The following is a 16190-nucleotide window of genomic DNA, read 5'->3' as shown; positions in this document are numbered from 1 at the left end:
GCCCCGTTAACCACGCTGGCCGAACGCAGGCTTGAATCCGTGGGTAACCCGGCAGGACGCCGGGTTAGCCGCACTGGGCCAGGGATGGCCCATTGCGGCGGCCCACGGATTCAAGCCGGAGTGCGGGCATGCCGAGCCCAGGCGAGGCACCGAGTGGTGGGGCAAAGCGTTTTTTGGTTACTTTTTTAGGCGCTTTGTAAAAAAGTGACCCGCCGTAAGGGCGGAACCCTAAGCAGCCGTTACCGCAGCAACGGATATGTACTCAACCTACCTAACCCCCTCACAGGCCTAAAGCGACACAAATAGTTGCGTAGATACCTATGCCGCGATGGCGGTGGGTCCGTCAATGTATCTGGCGACTGACACACCGTATTCGCGAGCAAGCCCGCTCCCACACGAGCCCCCTCCCCCATGTTTGCTCAGCGTTTGGCCTTGACGCGGCGCATCAGGTGATACGCGGCCGGGATCACGAACAGCGACAGCAACGGCGCCGTTAGCATGCCGCCGATCATCGGCGCGGCGATGCGGCTCATGACCTCACTGCCCGTGCCGCCGCCCAGCAGGATCGGCAACAACCCGGCGATGATCACCGCAACGGTCATCGCCTTGGGCCTCACCCGCAGCACTGCGCCTTCGGTGATGGCCGCCAGCAGGTCACCGTCCTTGCGCTCGGCCCAGGCGTTTTTCAGGTAGAGCAGCATAATCACACCAAACTCGGCCGACACGCCCGCCAACGCGATAAAGCCCACGCCCGTGGCCACCGACAGGTTGAAGCCCAGCCAGTAGAGCAACCAGACGCCACCGGTCAGTGCGAACGGCAATGTACCGAGGATCAGCAACGCCTCGTCCACACGGCGGAAGGTCAGGTACAGCAACACAAAGATGATCAGCAAGGTCGCCGGCACGACCAGCTTCAAACGCTGATTGGCCCGCTCCAGAAACTCGAACTGCCCCGAATAGCTGAGGCTCATGCCCGGTTGCAGGTGCACCTGCTGGTTGATGGCCTCACGGAGGTCCTTGACCACGGACGCCAAGTCGCGATCACGCACGTCGATATACACCCAGCCGGAAGGCCGTGCATTTTCACTTTTGAGCATCGGCGGGCCTTCACTGACCTTGAGCCTGGCCACCGTGCCGAGGGTGATCTGGCTGCCCTGTGGCGTATAGATCGGCAGATTGCGTAGCGACTCCACCGAGTCGCGCCAGGCCTTGGGGTAACGCAGGCTGATGGGGAAACGCGCAAGGCCCTCCACGGTTTCGCCAATGGTTTCCCCGCCAATGGCCCCCGACACAATCGACTGCACATCAGCGATGTTCAGACCGTATTGCGCGGCTGCCGCGCGGTCGATATCCACATCGACATAGCGCCCGCCGGTCAGGCGCTCGGCCAATGCCGAACTCACGCCGGGCACACCCTTGGCGACCTTCTCCACGGCCTGGGTCACCGCGTCGATCTGCATCAGGCTGGTGCCCGCCACCTTCACGCCGATCGGGCTTTTGACGCCGGTGGCGAGCATGTCGATACGGTTGCGGATGGGGGGAATCCAGATATTGGTCAGGCCCGGCACCTGCACCACACGGTCCAGCTCCTTCACCAATGATTGCGGGGTCATGCCGGGGCGCCATTGGTCCCGGGGCTTGAACTCGATCGTGGTCTCGAACATCTCCAGCGGCGCCGGGTCGGTGGCGGTTTCGGCGCGGCCGGCCTTGCCAAACACATGGGCCACTTCCGGCACACTCTTGATCAGGCGGTCCGTGCGTTGCAGCAGTTCACCTGCGGTCTGCGTCGACAGCCCCGGCAATGCCGACGGCATGTAGAGCAAGTCGCCCTCGTCCAGCGGCGGCAGGAACTCGCCACCGAGTTTCGCCACCGGCCACAGCACGCTGGCGACCATCAGCAGCGCCACCAGCAAGGTCACGCGCGGCCAACGCAGCACGGCATCCAGGGCCGGTTGATAGAGTTTGATCAGGCCGCGATTGAGCGGGTTACGCTGCTCGTCGGGAATGCGCCCGCGAATCCAATAGCCCATCAGCACCGGAATCAACGTCACCGACAACCCGGCCGCTGCCGCCATGGCGTAGGTCTTGGTGTAAGCCAGCGGGCCGAACAAGCGGCCTTCCTGGGCCTGCAAGGTGAACACCGGGATAAACGACAGGGTGATGATCAGCAAACAGAAAAACAGCGCCGGCCCGACCTCCACCGCCGCATCGGTCACCACCTTCCAGTGCTCATCACCCTCAAGGGTTTTGCCGGGATGGGCGTGGTGCCAGGCTTCGATCTTCTTGTGGGCGTTTTCAATCATCACCACCGCCGCGTCCACCATCGCACCAATGGCAATCGCGATGCCGCCCAGGGACATGATATTGGCGTTGAGCCCCTGGAAACGCATGACGATAAACGCGATCAACACGCCCACCGGCAACGAGATGATCGCCACCAGCGATGAGCGCAGATGCCAGAGGAAAATCCCGCACACCAGCGCCACCACCAGGAACTCTTCCAGCAGCTTGTGGCTCAGGTTGTCGACGGCACGGTCGATCAATTTGCTGCGGTCGTAGGTCGTGACGATGTCCACACCGGGCGGCAGGCTGCTCTTCAATTGCTCCAGCCTGGTTTTGACCGCAGCGATGGCTTCACGCGCATTTTTACCGCTGCGCAGAATCACCACGCCGCCGACCGCTTCGCCTTCGCCGTCGAGCTCGCCGATGCCACGGCGCAGGTCCGGGCCTAGTTGGACCGTTGCCACATCGCCGAGCGTCACCGGCACATTGTTGCTGTCGAGGCGCAATGGAATGGCGCGAAAATCAGCCAGGCTTTTCAGGTAACCGGACGCTCGCACCATGTACTCGGACTCGCCCATATTCAGCACCGAGCCGCCGGTTTCCTGATTGGCCTTGCCGATAGCCTGCGCAACTTGAGCCTGGGTGATGCCGTGGCTGGCCATGGCCGGTGGGTCGAGCTGCACTTGGTACTGCTTGACCTGGCCGCCGATGGTCGCGACTTCCGCCACATTCGGCAGGGTCTTGAGTTCGAATTTAAGAAACCAGTCCTGCAAGGCACGCAACTGCGCCAGGTCGTGTTGGCCCGTGCGGTCCACCAATGCGTATTGGTAGATCCAGCCGACCCCGGTGGCGTCCGGCCCCAGCGAGGGTTTGGCCGAGGCCGGCAAGCGTGCCTGCAATTGGCTGAGGTATTCCAACACCCGCGAACGGGCCCAATACAGGTCGGTACCTTCGTCGAACAGCACGTAAACGTAGCTGTCACCGAAGAACGAAAACCCGCGTACCGTCTTGGCACCCGGTACCGACAACATGGTGGTGGTCATCGGGTAGGTGACCTGGTTTTCTACGATCTGCGGCGCCTGGCCCGGGAACGGCGTGCGGATAATCACCTGCACATCCGAGAGATCCGGCAAGGCATCGATCGGGGTGTTTTGCACCGCCCAAACGCCCCATGCCGTGATGAATAGCGTGGCGAGCAACACCAGAAAACGGTTAGCCACCGCCCCACGAATCAGCAGGGCGATCATGGCTGGGCTCCCGGTTGCATACCCATTTCAGGCATGCCGGACGGTGGCGCGGTAATTCCCCTCAAACTGGCTTCCGAGTCCAGCAGAAATTGCCCGGAAGCGACCACCTGCTGGCCTTCCTGCAAACCGCTGCGGATCACCGTCTGGTCCCGGTTTTCCGCGCCGGCTTCGACTTCGACCGGCCGATAATGCCCGCCCTCCTCGGCCAGCATCACCAGCACGCGTTTGCCGGTGCGGATCAAGGCTTCGCTGGGCACTTGCAGCACCGCTTGCCCGCTGGTTTGCGCCAGGCGCACTTGAGCGGTCATGCCCGGGCGCAAGGTGCCATCGGGGTTGGGCAATTCCACACGTACCTGCACGGTGCGACTGTCCATGGCGGTGGCCGGCAAGATCGCGCTGACGGTGCCGGAGACGCGCTTGCCGGGTAAACCGACAAACCGGCTCTGCACGGTTTGCCCCACCGCCAATGTCGCCCCTTGGGCCTCCGGTACGGCGATCTGCAACCACACCTGATCCAACCCGTTGATCCGCGCCAGGGTCTGCCCCGCCGCCAGCGTCATGCCTTCGCGCACCTCCAGGGTTTGCAATGCGCCGCTCAACGGGCTGGTGACCGTCAACACCGACTGCACCCGGCCGCTGCGCTCCATTTGCTGGATCAAACCGGCAGGCATGCCGCTCAGTCGCAAGCGTTGCCGGGCCGCCGCGATCAACCCGCTGTCACCGCTGTGACGCAGTGCGAGGAATTCTTCCTGGGCCGCCGCCCACTCGGGGATCAGGAGGTCCGCCAAGGGCGCGCCGGCTTTTAGCACATCCCCCGGCGCGCGCGCATACACCCGCTCGACAAACCCGGCGGCCCGCGCCTGGACCACCGCCACCTCACGCTCGTTGAAGGCAAGGATGCCCGACAGGTCCAGCGTAGAGGTCATCACGCCACGGGTCACGCTCGCCAGGCGCACGCCGATATTCTGGGTTTGCCGTGGGTCGATCTGTACCGTTGGCATAGTTGCAGCAGCACCTTCAGCTTCGGCGTAGCGCGGAACCAATTGCATATCCATGAAGGGCGACTTGCCGGGTTTGTCAAACTTCTGCTGCGGGTACATCGGGTCGTACCAGTACAACGCCTGCTTATCGTCTTTCGATGCAGGCGCAACCGAGGTTTGCGGATGCAACTGCGCCAACCCGTAGCCCGCCCCCAGCCCCAGCAGCACCAGTACTGCGACGATTCGATTATTCATTGCTGGGCTCCCCATAGGCGAAATACAACTGGGCACCGATCAAGGCGCGCTGCTCGATGGCATCCATCTGTTTGAAGCGGGCCTGGACCAGCTCGCGACGGGCACTGACCACATTCAACAAGTCGCCCTTGCCCGCGCGATAACCGGCCAGGCTCAACGCCACCTTCTCTTCGGCCAGCGGCACCAGGCTGTCCTGGCTGCGCAGCACGGCGCGGTCCAGGCGCTGATACACCGCGAGGTCGTCATCGAGCATCTGGGTATGTTCACGGGTAGCGGCTTCGCGCTCGGCATCCAGTTGATCCACCTCGGCCTGCTTGGCAGCGATACCCGGGTTTTGTCGGCGGCCAGGGAAAATCGGCAGGTCAAAACTCAATTGCAGGCTGACCATATCGCCGTATTCCCGGCCCCGGTGCTGGTAGTCGACCTCCCAACTCCAGTCCGAGGTCTTTTGCGCCCTGGCTTCCTGCAAGCGCGCCTGCGCCTCGCGAGTGCGCGGTACAAAGGCTTGCAGCTCAGGGTGTTGATGCAGGTTGTGGCTGTAGCCGAGACTGTCGATGGTCCATTTGGGTAACTGGCCGCTGGGCGCCTCATTGGCGGCCGCGCCGATCCAGCGCTTGAGGGCGGCGCGCGCCTGGGCGCGTTGTTGGGTCAACTCGTCCTCGCGCTCCGCCAACTCGGCGGCTTCCTGCTTGGGAATAACGGCATCAGATGCCTGGCCACGTCCCGCGGCCAATTGCGCACGCACGCTGTCTTGCAGCAGGCGATTCTGCTGATAAAAGTCTTTGAACAAGGCCTCTTTGCGCTCCACGGCGTAGGCGCGAATCCACGCCTGTGCCGTGGACTGGCGCACGCTCAGCCGCTCGATCCGGCCTTCAGCCGCCGTGCGTTCTATCGTTGCATCCGCCAGCTCCACGCGGGCCTTGCGCTTGTCGCGGCTGGGCACCTGTTGCTGGATTCCGATCATCTGGTCGGTCATGTCATCGCCATACAATGTGCCGCGATTGGGCCCGCCGATGGGGAAGTTTTGCAGGCCTACCACCAGTTTCGGGTCGGGCAATTCACCGGCCGCAATTGCCACCTGTGAGGCGGCTTGCAGCTTGGCCGACTCTGCGGTCAGTGAGGGCGCGTTGTTTTGCGCCAGGCGCAGGGCGTCATCCAGGGTCAGCGCAGAGGCCAGCGCCGGCCACACCAGCACGCCCACCACCAGGGCGCGCATGTAGAGGGAATTCATGTTGAAGATTCCTGATCTGTTCCGCTGCGTCGCGCTTTAAGCGGCCCACAGCAAGGTCATCCCGGGTCGGGATGGGTCTTCAGGTGCAACAGGAATCAGCGACGGGGCGGGCGCCAGACGCCGGGCGGCGTGCGGTCGGGGATGAAGTCCGAGGAGAGGCTGGCGGTTAAAGGGTGTGCCAGGGTCAGTGGGGCCTTGAGCACCGGCATCGACAGTTGCAGCAAGCCACCGCTCTTGCACTCCTGGCCGGGCTTGCAGGCCTTGCCATGGTCGACGCCGTCCTGGCAGCAATCGGGGGGCATGTCCGTCATCATTTGCATGTCCGACATCTGCATCGGGCAAGGCTCGGTGCTCGACGGCACACCCGCCATCCCGGTCAGGGGAAGCGTGAGGCTTAACAGCATGACCAGGATTAAACGCAGGAGGCGGCTCATGGGGCGCGAGTCTAGCCAAGCGGGCGTTAAGTCGCCATTAACAATTTCGTGAGCACTCGCCCGTGAAAACGGATCTGCGCCAGGGTCAACGCGGTGTAGCCAATGATCACTGCCGGCGCCAAGCTCGCTTCGACGCAGAACTTGCCCAACGGCTGCAACGTCAGCCCCACAGCGGCGGCACGCGTGCAGAAATCCGCCTCATCGCCGCCGGCCGGCAACCACAGCACAAAGTGCAACCCGGCCTGCTGGCCGCTGACCGTGCAGCCTTGCGGGAGACAGGCCAGCAAGGCATCGCGCCGGGCCTGATACGCCTGACGCGAGGCGCGCAGATGGCGCACAAAGGCCCCGCTGCCCAGGAACTCCACCAACCCCACTTGATCCGTGGCGCCCACTGAATGCCCGGTCAGTTGCAAGGTACGCAACAACGCGGGTCGCAGCGTCCTGGGCACGACCATGAAGCCCACGCGCAAGCCGGGGAACAGGTTCTTGTTGAAGCTGCCGCAGTAAATCACCCGATCGCCGGAATCCAGGGATTTGAGCGCCGCCAGGGGCGCACTGTTGTAGTTGTATTCGCTGTCGTAATCGTCTTCGACCACCCAGGCATCCGCGCGCGCCGCCCAGTCCAACAGCGCCAGGCGGTGCGAGACCGACAGGGTTATGCCCAACGGCGCCTGGTGTGCAGGCGTGACATACGCCAAGCGTGCAGCACCCGGGAGTTGCGCGGTGTCGAGGCCTTCGGCCGTGACCGGGATCGGCACAACCTGCGCGCCTGCCAGCGTGAACAGGCGACGCGCCGGTGTATAGCCGGGGTCTTCGACACACGCCGTGTCGCCCGGTTTAAGCAAGGTGCGGGCAATCAGGTCGAGGCCATGGCGAATGCCGGTGGTGACGATCACCTCGTCCGCCTCGCAGTGCATGCCGCGATAGCTGCGCAAGTAATCGGCAATTTGCGCGCGCAACGCCGGCAACCCGGCCGGGTGGGAAGCTTCCAGCGCACCCGGCCCTGCCGACAGTAGCCCGCGGGAGATGCAGCGTGCCCAGGCTTTCAGATCGAACAGGCCGGCATCCGGGCGCCGCGCAACGAAGGGCACGTGACTTTGCACGCCCGCATCAGGCCGATCGGGCACGGCCATACGGCGTGGGCTTTCGGTGGGCGCCGGGGCCGCAATAAATTGCTCGGGGATCACCGCGCACACCCGCGTGCCGGAGCCCGCCACGCGCTGCACGTAGCCTTCGCTGTGCAATCGCTCGAACGCCGCTTCAAGCGTACCGCGCGACAGCAGCCAGCGTTCGGCCAGGCTGCGGGTGGACGGCAATCGGCTGCCGGCCGGCAATTGGCGGTTCAAGATCGCCGCACGCAAGGCCTCGTAGGCGCCCTGCTGCTTGCCGGCCTCCAATGTATCGGGGCGCGGCAGGTCCAGGGCGGATGCGGCTTTTCCTCGGCTCATAGTGGTCCAATCACTCTATGCATAAGTGGCCCTGAGGATTAAACCACAAAGCCGTTAGAGTTCGGGTTCAATGCATTGCGAAGAAGCTTCCCATGACTCAACGCGCCCTCTCCTCCTGCTTCTGGCTGGTACTGCTGACCGTACTGATCGGCCTGCCACGTATCACCCTGGACATGCACCTGCCGGCCCTGCCCGCCATGGCCGATTACTTCCACACCAGCGACAGCCAACTGCAACTGACCCTCACGCTGTACACCTTGGGTTCGGCGATTTCCCTGCTAGTCAGCGGCCCACTGACGGACCGCTTCGGGCGTCGCCCGATTTTGTTGGCCGGGCTGTTTCTGTATGTGCTCGCGACCGTGGCCTGTGCGCTGGCCAACAGCCTTGAGGTGCTGATCGTCGCCCGCCTGTTCCAGGCCCTGGGCGGTTGCTGCACCACGGTGATCGGTCGGGTAATCGTGCGTGATTACTTCGACCGTCATGAACAGGCGCGCCTGCTCGGCCTGATCTCCATGGCCATGGCGATCTCGCCGATGGCCGCGCCGGTGCTGGGCAGCCTGATGCTGCCCTTTATCAACTGGCGTGGCCTGTTTGTGGTGCTCGGCGTCATCGGCGCGGGGCTGTACCTGGTGGTGTATCGCCGCTTGCCAGAAACCCGCCCGCCGGAAGTCGCCGCGGCGCCGCCAGGCAACCTGCTGCGCCTCTACGGCCAGCTCCTGCGCGACCGCTACTTCCTGCGTTACTCCATCGCCATCGGCTGCGTGTACAGCACCTATTTCCCGTTTATCAGCGAATCTTCGGCCTTGTTGCAACGGGGCTTCCACCTGTCCGCCACGGCCTACGCGCTGGTGTTTGCTGCAACCATCAGCGGTTATATGCTCGGGGCAAACCTGTTCCGGCGCCTGGTGCTGCGTTTCGAACCCGACGCTTTGATCAGCGCCGCAATCGGCCTGAACGTGCTGGGTAGCCTGATGCTCGCGGGGGCTACGGCCCTGCTGCCGGGTGATTGGCTGGCAATTGTGCTGCCGATGGTGGTGATCATGGTGTCGGTGGGGATGGTGATTCCGGCCTGCCAGCTCTCGGTATTGCAGCCTTACGGCGCGATTGCGGGGACGGCATCGGGGTTGTTCTTTTTTACCCAGATGTTCCTCACGGCGGTCAGCAGTTGGGCGACCGGGCTGCTGTCGGACGGTACTTCAGAACCGTTGGTGATCATGACCCTGGTCGCCAGTGCATTGCTGGTCACAGGCTGGCTGACCCTGCGCCAAACCAAAAGTGGGAACGGGCTTGCTCACGAAAGCGGTGTATCCGTCAGCTCATGAGTCGCTGAAAGACCGCTTCGCAAGCAAGTCGAATCGTCGCACCGCCGCTCCCACAGGGGACCGAGCCAGGCTCAGGTTTAGTGCATGAAGATCGCGATCAGAATAATGACCGGGATAGGCACGCCGAGGAACCACAGAAGTAATGAGCGCATGATGTTCTCCTTGAATTAACGGACAAAGTGTTCGGTTTCGACATACACCACGGCATCCCGACGACGGCCGCCGAAGGTAGCGGCGAAGCTGGCGAAGAAGGCACCGATCAACAGCGCAACAAAGGTCCACAGCGACGTGTAGGCAGCGACTTTCGCAGCGGTATCGGCAGCTTGCTTGGCCTTGAGCTTGGCGTCTTCGATGGCTTTACGGGCTTCGCCGTAGACCTTGTCGATCCGCGCTTCGGCGTCGGCCTGGCTGAGGTTGGTGCGCTGGCTGATCAACTGGGCGAGGTAGGTACGGTCTTCCGGCGCCAGTTGGCCGTCGTTGCTCAGTGTGCGGGTGAGGATGCGTGCTACCACGCCGTGTACGGCGTCGTCGCTGACGGCAGCTGGGCGGTCATCGCGGAACAGGCTATCGACGTAATAGTCGAAGTCGCCGCTGTTGGCGCCTTTGGCTGCGCTGCCGGCTGCCTGGCTCATGCCGCTGGCGGCACCCGCTGCAACACTGGCACCGGCTTTAACGCCACCGCTGACCACGCTGCTGACCGAACCGACTACCAGCACCGCAGTGACCAGCGTCGCAACCGCCCAAGCGAGGAAACCATGGGCCGTGTCGCGAAAGTACACTTCATCGCCGTGCATATTGGCCCACTTCACGCGCAACCGACCGGCGATATAACCGCCCAGGCCCGAGGCAACGATCTGGGTAAATGCCAGCCAGACAATCGTGGAAATGCCGAGCCCCTTGGCGCTAATGCCGCTGTCGGCCCACGGCGACACTGCCGAAAAGCCCAGGCCGAAGCCCAACAACACGAGGATTAGGGACAGTGCAGCCGCCGCAGCGGCCCCGGCAAAAATTGCGCCCCAGGAAACCCCGGAGCGCGAACTCGACTCTTGCAGCGTGGATGAGGATGTGATCATTGTTGTTTTGCTCCCGGCAGGAAAAATAGTGTTACAAGTCTCAAAAGGGACAGTGCAGGCAGCGTGCCAGTCGGCGCAAAATTTAAAATCCTTATATTTCAATACGTTAACTAAATTGAACTTCGTTAAACCATGCAAGTTGCAAGAAATGCCTGTTCGGGGCGGGCGTTCTGCAATCCCCCCACAAACGCGGTGCCTGTGGGAGCTGGCTTGCCTGCGATAGCGGTGTACCAATGACAAAACGGTTGCCGGTACACTGCCATCGCCGGCAACCCATCGCCCATACCGGACCGGCTCAGTGATTAAATTTGTGGTGGTTTTGCCAACATGAAGTTTAATTTAGGAAACATTCAGCTGGTTCTTGGCAAAATGGCCCCACTTCTAGTGTGAATCGCTCACCAGGTAATCCTATGACCCGTATTTTGACCATCGAGGATGACGCCGTAACGGCCCGCGAGATCGTCGCCGAGCTGAGTAGCCATGGACTGGACGTGGATTGGGTGGACAACGGCCGCGAAGGCCTGGTCCGCGCTGTGAGTGGTGATTACGATCTGATCACCCTCGACCGTATGCTGCCGGAGCTGGATGGCCTGGCCATTGTCACGACCCTGCGCACCATCGGGGTGTCGACGCCGATCCTGATGATCAGCGCCCTCTCCGATGTCGACGAGCGTGTGCGTGGCTTGCGTGCCGGCGGTGACGACTACCTGACCAAACCGTTCGCTTCTGACGAAATGGCCGCCCGCGTCGAAGTGCTGCTGCGCCGCAAGAGCACGGTCAAGGAATTCGAAACCGCCCTGCGCGTGGCCGACCTTGAACTGAACCTGATCAGCCGCGAAGCCAGCCGCGCCGAACAACCGCTGAGCCTGCTGCCGACCGAATACAAACTGCTCGAATTCCTGATGCGCAACACCGGGCAGATTTTGTCGCGGATGATGATTTTCGAGGAAGTCTGGGGCTATCACTTCGACCCGGGCACCAACCTGATCGACGTGCACATCGGTCGCCTGCGCAAAAAAATCGATCCACCGGGCCTCACGCCGTTGATCCGCACGGTACGAGGTTCCGGTTATGTCATTGCTGAACCCCTCTAAGGGCTGGCGCTCCTCCAGCAGCCGCTTGCTGGCGCTTTACAGTTCGCTGTTTGTGGCCTGGAGTTGCATCCTCATGGGGGTGCTGTACTACGAGGTGTCAGGGTACCTCGGCGACTTGTCGCGCCACTCCCTGATGCAGCGTCAGCATTTGTTCCAGCGTTTCGACGGCGAAGAACTGGTGGAAGCCCTGACCACCAGCATGACCTTCGACATGAAGGGCGTGGACGCCTACGGCCTGTTCGATGAGCAATTTCGCCCCTTGAGCGGCCCGATCCGCGCCGTGCCACCGGACCTGCCGCTGGACGGCAAGATCCACGCCCTGGCCAATTGCGTCGACTCCGACGACCCAAAACTCCCCAAGGACAGCTGCGACGCCGTGGCCACCCACACCGAAGACGGTCGCTGGCTGGTGCTGGTACGCGCCAACGGTTCGCTGTTCGGCGTTACACGGATCATCTGGCATGCACTGCTGTGGGCGCTGTCGCTGACGATTATTCCCGGCGCAGCCGGCTGGCATTTGTTGCGCCGGCGCCCGCTACGACGCATTCGCGGGATCCAGGCCAGCGCCGAAGCTATCGTCGCCGGTGACCTGACCCACCGTTTGCCGCTGTCGAACCGGCGTGACGAACTGGACATGCTTGCCGCCATCGTCAATGCCATGCTCGACCGTATCGAGAAGCTGATGAACGAGGTCAAGGGCGTGTGCGACAACATCGCCCATGACCTGCGCACCCCACTGACACGCTTGCGTGCGCAGCTCTACCGCATCAAACAAGAGGCAGAGCAAGATTCGGGCTACGCGGTGAAACTGGACGACGCGATTGCCGAAACCGACACCCTGATGGCGCGCTTTCGTGGGCTGCTGCGGATCTCGGAGCTGGAAGACCACCAGCGCCGCTCAGGCTTCCTGGTAATGGACCCATTACCACTGCTGCGCGAGTTGCATGACTTCTATCTACCGCTGGCCGAAGAAGGCGAATTGCAGCTGCGGCTCGAAGTGCCGGAGTCACTGCCGTGGATTACCGGCGACCGCGCATTGTTGTTCGAGGCCTTGGCCAACCTGTTGAGCAACTCGATCAAGTTCTCGCCACCGGGCGGTGAAGTGATATTGCGCGGGGTCAACGACAGCGGCAGCACGCGCATCGAAGTACACGATTCCGGCCCGGGCATTCCGGCGGCGGAACGCGATGCGGTATTCCAGCGCTTCTATCGCGTGGATGAAAGCGACCAGCAAGGCGGGTTCGGCCTGGGCTTGTCGATTGTCGCGGCGATCATCAACTTGCACGGGTTCAAGCTGGACGTCGGCAGCAGCCAGAGTGGCGGTGCGCGGTTGGTGTTGGAGTGTCGGCAGCAACTGATGCCCGAAGCCTGAACATCACAGCGGTAAAAAATGTGGGAGCGGGCTTGCTCGCGAATGCGGAGTATCAGCCACTTAAAATATCGACTGACTCACCGCTTTCGCGAGCAAGCCCGCTCCCACATCAGGCCTGCTTTGCCTGTTAGAAGTTAGCGCGCAGCGCCTCAAGCCCGCCGCTGTAAACACCAGCAAACAAGGCCTCCACCTCCGCATCGGTGGTCCCGGCGGCCGGGGTAAATACGCCGGACCAGGTCACTTTCGCCGACGCCTCGGTCAACGCTTCAACCTGCAAGGTCGCCAGGTAAGCACTCACTGGAAACGGCGACTGCTCAATGGTGTAGCTGTAGGTGCGCGCCACGTTATCAAAGCTCTGCATACGCTCGACCACCACGCCGCCATCTGCGGTTTCCAGGTGACGCACACGCCCGCCTTCACTCGCCTCACTCTTGACGATCAGGGGCAGCCAATCCGGCAGCGCGTTGAAGCCACCGACCAATTGCCAAACCTGATCGGCCGAGACCGGAATTTCAATAACAGAAGAAGCTGTCGCCACAATAAATACTCCAGAAAAAATAAGACTTCAGATCGCCATGCTGTCAACAACGCCGCCGTCGACCCGCAACGCGGCACCTGTGGTTGCAGAAGACAGGGGTGAAGCAATGTACGCCACCAGGTTGGCCACTTCATCCACATTTGCCGCACGCTGGATGATCGAAGTAGGCCGCGCATTACGCACAAATACATCCGCCTCGTCCCGCGCACTGCGCCCGGACTTCGCCGTGGCGTCCTTGAGCATATGCTCCAGGCCGTCGGTAAAGGTTGGCCCCGGCAGCACCGCGTTGACGGTCACGCCCGTACCGGCCAGACGCTTGGCCAGGCCGTGGGACACGGCCAAATTGGCGCTTTTGGTCACGCCGTAGTTGATCATGTCCGCCGGTGTCGCCACGCCGGACTCCGACGACAGGAAGATCACCCGCCCCCAGCCCTGCTCGACCATACCCGGCACATAATGCCGCGCCAGGCGCACGCCAGCGATCACATTGACCTCGTAGAAGCGCGTCCACTCACTGTCTGGCGCTTCAAAGAAATCCACGTCGTTGAAGATGCCCAGGTTGTTGACCAGGATGTCGGCGCGCGGTTCGGCGGCGAACAGTGTCGCTGCGCCCTCAGCCGTACCGAGATCCGCCACCCAGCCACGCAGATCAGCGCCCGGTACCGCCTGGCGAATGCTCGTCAGGGCGTCATCGACCTTCCCTGCTTCACGCCCGATCACCACCACGGTCGCACCGGACTCTGCCAGCGCCTGGCTGATGCCCAGGCCAATGCCTGCGGTGCTGCCGCTGACGATGGCTACTTTGCCGCTTACATCGATGTTCATATCAGACTCCTGAAATTAAAGCGGCAACGGCGCACGGGTCGAGACCAGGCCGGCATCGCGCAGCGCCTGCCAGAAGGCCGCCGGAATATTCTCTGACAACGCTGCGACGTCTTCGGCAATCCGCCCCGGACGACTGGCACCCGGAATCACTGCGGCCACCGCCGGGTGGGCCAGGGAAAATTGCAGGGCGGCCGCTTTCACGCTGACGCCAAACGCCTGGGCAATAGCCTTGATCTGCTCGACCTTGTGGATGATCGCAGGGCTGGCGGGCTGGTATTCAAAGTGCGCGCCGCCGGCCAGGATGCCCGAACTGTAAGGGCCGCCAACGACAATCTCGACGTTCTGCGCCAGGGCTGCGTCCATCAAACGTTGCAGCGCACGCTCATGGTCGAGCAACGTGTAGCGGCCGGCCAGCAGGAAGCCATCGGGCTGGGCCTCGCTGAGGTCCAGGGTCAGCTCGCAGGGCTCAACGCGGTTCACGCCCAAGCCCCAGGCCTTGATCACGCCTTCTTCGCGCAAGCGGGTCAATACCTTGAAGGCGCCGGTGCGCGCCTGGTTGAAGTAGTCCAGCCACTGGTCGCCGTAGAAGTCCTGGGCGATGTCGTGAATCCAGACGATGTCCAGGCGATCGGTTTGCAGGCGTTCAAGGCTGTCTTCGATGGAACGCAAGGTAGCGTCGGCGCTGTAGTCGTTGAGCATCTTGTTCGGTCGACCGTGTTCAAACACGCCGCTTTTTTCGCCCAGGTCGCGGGTGCTGTGTTCGACTTCATCGAGAATCACTCGTCCGACTTTGGTGCTGAGCACGAAATCATCGCGGTTGTACTGCGACAGGGCCTGGCCCAATCGAATTTCCGCAAGGCCCGAGCCGTAGAACGGCGCGGTATCGAAGTAGCGCACGCCCGCATTCCATGCGGCTGCGACAGTGGCCTGGGCTTCGTCTTCAGGAATGGCGCGGAACATATTGCCCAACGGGGCGGTGCCGAAGCCCAATGGGCCGGGCAATTTGTCTTTCAAGCTCATGGTGGATCCTTAATCGGGTTCAGGGTCGCTGTGACCGTTGAGCAGATCCTAGATTGCGCAGATAAGACCGTCCAAGACATACTGCGACCAACTTGAGTCCTTGCAGGTCTAACATGATTGATCTCCGCCAACTGCGCTACTTCGAAGTGGTCGCAGAAGAAGAACACGTGGGCCGCGCTGCCGAACGCCTGCACATATCCCAGTCACCCCTGAGCCGGCAGATCGCCCAGCTCGAAGAACGCCTGGGCCTGACCCTGTTCGAACGCAGCCAGCAACGCATCCGACTGACCCGCGATGGCCAGACCTTTCTTGCCGAAACCAAGGCGCTGCTGACCCATGCCAATCGCCTGGAATCGTTGGGCAAGCGCCTGGGTCGCGGCGAAGAAGGCGGCCTGTGCATCGGCTATATCGAAAACGCCATGCATGCCGGCGTGCTGCCCAATGCCTTGCGTGTATTGCGGGGCGACCGGCCGACCGTGCATATCAAGCTGTACAACTTGCCCTCCCTGGAGCAGCTCGAGGGCCTGCGCCAACGCAGCCTCGATATTGCCCTGGTCAGCGAACCACCGGCCGCTGATGACCCGGACCTGATCGCCCTGCAAGTGCTGGACGACCCGATGCTGCTGGCCCTGCCGGAGCATCATCCCTTGGCCCGCCAAAGCGAGCTGTTACCCGAACATATGGCCGATCAGGAGTGGATCGGCGTCCAGCGCAAACCCGGCGCCAACCCGGCCGATGACTTCGTCGCCGCCTGCATTCGCGCCGGTTTCACGCCGCAAATCCCCATGGAAGCCAGCGAGCCGTTTACCGCACTCGGCCTGGTGGCCTCGGGATTGGGCGTGGCAATGGTGCAAAAAGGCCTGAGCCGCAATGCCCCACCCGGCGTGGTGTTGCGCGAATTACCATGGCTGACTTACACCACCCCGCTGTGGGCCGCGTGGCATCGGATCAACCTGCGACCCTTGGTCGAAACCTTCCGTAAGGTGCTCACCGAACCTGAAGGCTGACGATGCATTAAATGTGGGAGCGGGCTTGCTCGCGAAGGCGGTGAATCAGTCACCGAATGCA

Annotated in this window: 13 protein-coding genes; 4 read left to right on the top strand and 9 right to left on the bottom strand. The window is 62.4% G+C overall.

Annotated elements, in window-relative coordinates:
• Window positions 1–419: 419 nt before the first annotated feature.
• From ACDZ94_RS13230 to ACDZ94_RS13210, 5 genes are all read right to left on the bottom strand, one after another.
• A complete protein-coding gene (locus ACDZ94_RS13230) occupies window positions 420–3530 on the bottom strand; it encodes an efflux RND transporter permease subunit (RefSeq protein WP_432750260.1) in 3111 nt (1036 codons plus the stop codon).
• Entirely contained in the window at window positions 3527–4765 is a 1239-nt protein-coding gene (locus ACDZ94_RS13225) for an efflux RND transporter periplasmic adaptor subunit (protein WP_407017636.1), read from the bottom strand. The genes ACDZ94_RS13230 and ACDZ94_RS13225 overlap by 4 nt, the downstream gene beginning before the upstream one ends.
• Window positions 4758–5996: a TolC family protein gene (locus ACDZ94_RS13220; protein WP_432750259.1), complete on the bottom strand. Its 1239-nt coding sequence runs from the start codon at window positions 5994–5996 to the stop codon at window positions 4758–4760. Before ACDZ94_RS13220 ends, ACDZ94_RS13225 begins: the two co-directional genes overlap by 8 nt.
• Before the next feature lie 95 nt (window positions 5997–6091).
• Window positions 6092–6430, bottom strand: coding sequence for a hypothetical protein (locus tag ACDZ94_RS13215; RefSeq protein ID WP_064452035.1), 339 nt, complete (start codon window positions 6428–6430; stop codon window positions 6092–6094).
• 26 nt (window positions 6431–6456) lie between these two features.
• Window positions 6457–7878 carry a PLP-dependent aminotransferase family protein gene (locus ACDZ94_RS13210; protein WP_432750258.1) on the bottom strand — a complete coding sequence of 474 codons (1422 nt, stop codon included), beginning with the start codon at window positions 7876–7878 and terminating at the stop codon, window positions 6457–6459.
• Between the two features lie 92 nt (window positions 7879–7970).
• Between ACDZ94_RS13210 and ACDZ94_RS13205 the strand changes: the two genes are divergently transcribed.
• A complete protein-coding gene (locus ACDZ94_RS13205) occupies window positions 7971–9200 on the top strand; it encodes a multidrug effflux MFS transporter (RefSeq protein ID WP_064452033.1) in 1230 nt (409 codons plus the stop codon).
• A 167-nt stretch (window positions 9201–9367) separates the two neighbouring features.
• On the opposite strand, the gene ACDZ94_RS13200 is transcribed toward ACDZ94_RS13205, so the two are convergent.
• Window positions 9368–10273 (bottom strand): hypothetical protein, encoded by a 906-nt coding sequence (locus tag ACDZ94_RS13200; protein ID WP_064452032.1) that lies wholly within the window; start codon window positions 10271–10273, stop codon window positions 9368–9370.
• 410 nt (window positions 10274–10683) lie between these two features.
• On the opposite strand from ACDZ94_RS13200, the gene ACDZ94_RS13195 reads away from it, so the two are divergent.
• The gene (locus tag ACDZ94_RS13195) at window positions 10684–11367 is read left to right on the top strand and encodes a response regulator transcription factor (RefSeq protein ID WP_003219726.1); all 684 of its coding nucleotides are present in this window, start codon (window positions 10684–10686) and stop codon (window positions 11365–11367) included.
• Complete coding sequence (locus ACDZ94_RS13190; protein ID WP_407017632.1) at window positions 11345–12739, top strand: sensor histidine kinase; 1395 nt, start codon at window positions 11345–11347, stop codon at window positions 12737–12739. The genes ACDZ94_RS13195 and ACDZ94_RS13190 overlap by 23 nt, the downstream gene beginning before the upstream one ends.
• A gap of 127 nt (window positions 12740–12866) precedes the next feature.
• Here ACDZ94_RS13190 and ACDZ94_RS13185 read toward each other — a convergent pair whose 3' ends face one another.
• The 3 genes from ACDZ94_RS13185 to ACDZ94_RS13175 are packed head-to-tail and all read right to left on the bottom strand — an operon-like array spanning window position 12867 to window position 15122.
• The gene (locus ACDZ94_RS13185) at window positions 12867–13277 is read right to left on the bottom strand and encodes an SRPBCC family protein (RefSeq protein ID WP_064452030.1); all 411 of its coding nucleotides are present in this window, start codon (window positions 13275–13277) and stop codon (window positions 12867–12869) included.
• 27 nt (window positions 13278–13304) lie between these two features.
• On the bottom strand, window positions 13305–14102 hold the full coding sequence (locus ACDZ94_RS13180) for an SDR family NAD(P)-dependent oxidoreductase (RefSeq protein ID WP_432750257.1): 798 nt from the start codon (window positions 14100–14102) through the stop codon (window positions 13305–13307).
• Window positions 14103–14117: 15 nt separating this feature from the next.
• A complete protein-coding gene (locus tag ACDZ94_RS13175) occupies window positions 14118–15122 on the bottom strand; it encodes an aldo/keto reductase (RefSeq protein ID WP_064452028.1) in 1005 nt (334 codons plus the stop codon).
• A gap of 113 nt (window positions 15123–15235) precedes the next feature.
• On the opposite strand from ACDZ94_RS13175, the gene ACDZ94_RS13170 reads away from it, so the two are divergent.
• Window positions 15236–16129, top strand: coding sequence for a LysR substrate-binding domain-containing protein (locus ACDZ94_RS13170; protein WP_064452027.1), 894 nt, complete (start codon window positions 15236–15238; stop codon window positions 16127–16129).
• Window positions 16130–16190 lie beyond the last annotated feature (61 nt).

Source organism: Pseudomonas sp. UBT (genome assembly GCF_050915955.1).
Taxonomy (GTDB): Bacteria; Pseudomonadota; Gammaproteobacteria; order Pseudomonadales; family Pseudomonadaceae; genus Aquipseudomonas; species Aquipseudomonas antarctica_A.
This window is presented reverse-complemented; position numbering and strand designations above follow the sequence as displayed.

Coding starts and splice junctions, on each gene's coding strand:
- ACDZ94_RS13230 (WP_432750260.1), bottom strand. CDS start 3,530: ATGATCGCCCTGCTGATTCGTGGGGCGGTGGCTAACCGTTTTCTGGTG.
- ACDZ94_RS13225 (WP_407017636.1), bottom strand. CDS start 4,765: ATGAATAATCGAATCGTCGCAGTACTGGTGCTGCTGGGGCTGGGGGCG.
- ACDZ94_RS13220 (WP_432750259.1), bottom strand. CDS start 5,996: ATGAATTCCCTCTACATGCGCGCCCTGGTGGTGGGCGTGCTGGTGTGG.
- ACDZ94_RS13215 (WP_064452035.1), bottom strand. CDS start 6,430: ATGAGCCGCCTCCTGCGTTTAATCCTGGTCATGCTGTTAAGCCTCACG.
- ACDZ94_RS13210 (WP_432750258.1), bottom strand. CDS start 7,878: ATGAGCCGAGGAAAAGCCGCATCCGCCCTGGACCTGCCGCGCCCCGAT.
- ACDZ94_RS13205 (WP_064452033.1), top strand. CDS start 7,971: ATGACTCAACGCGCCCTCTCCTCCTGCTTCTGGCTGGTACTGCTGACC.
- ACDZ94_RS13200 (WP_064452032.1), bottom strand. CDS start 10,273: ATGATCACATCCTCATCCACGCTGCAAGAGTCGAGTTCGCGCTCCGGG.
- ACDZ94_RS13195 (WP_003219726.1), top strand. CDS start 10,684: ATGACCCGTATTTTGACCATCGAGGATGACGCCGTAACGGCCCGCGAG.
- ACDZ94_RS13190 (WP_407017632.1), top strand. CDS start 11,345: ATGTCATTGCTGAACCCCTCTAAGGGCTGGCGCTCCTCCAGCAGCCGC.
- ACDZ94_RS13180 (WP_432750257.1), bottom strand. CDS start 14,102: ATGAACATCGATGTAAGCGGCAAAGTAGCCATCGTCAGCGGCAGCACC.
- ACDZ94_RS13175 (WP_064452028.1), bottom strand. CDS start 15,122: ATGAGCTTGAAAGACAAATTGCCCGGCCCATTGGGCTTCGGCACCGCC.
- ACDZ94_RS13170 (WP_064452027.1), top strand. CDS start 15,236: ATGATTGATCTCCGCCAACTGCGCTACTTCGAAGTGGTCGCAGAAGAA.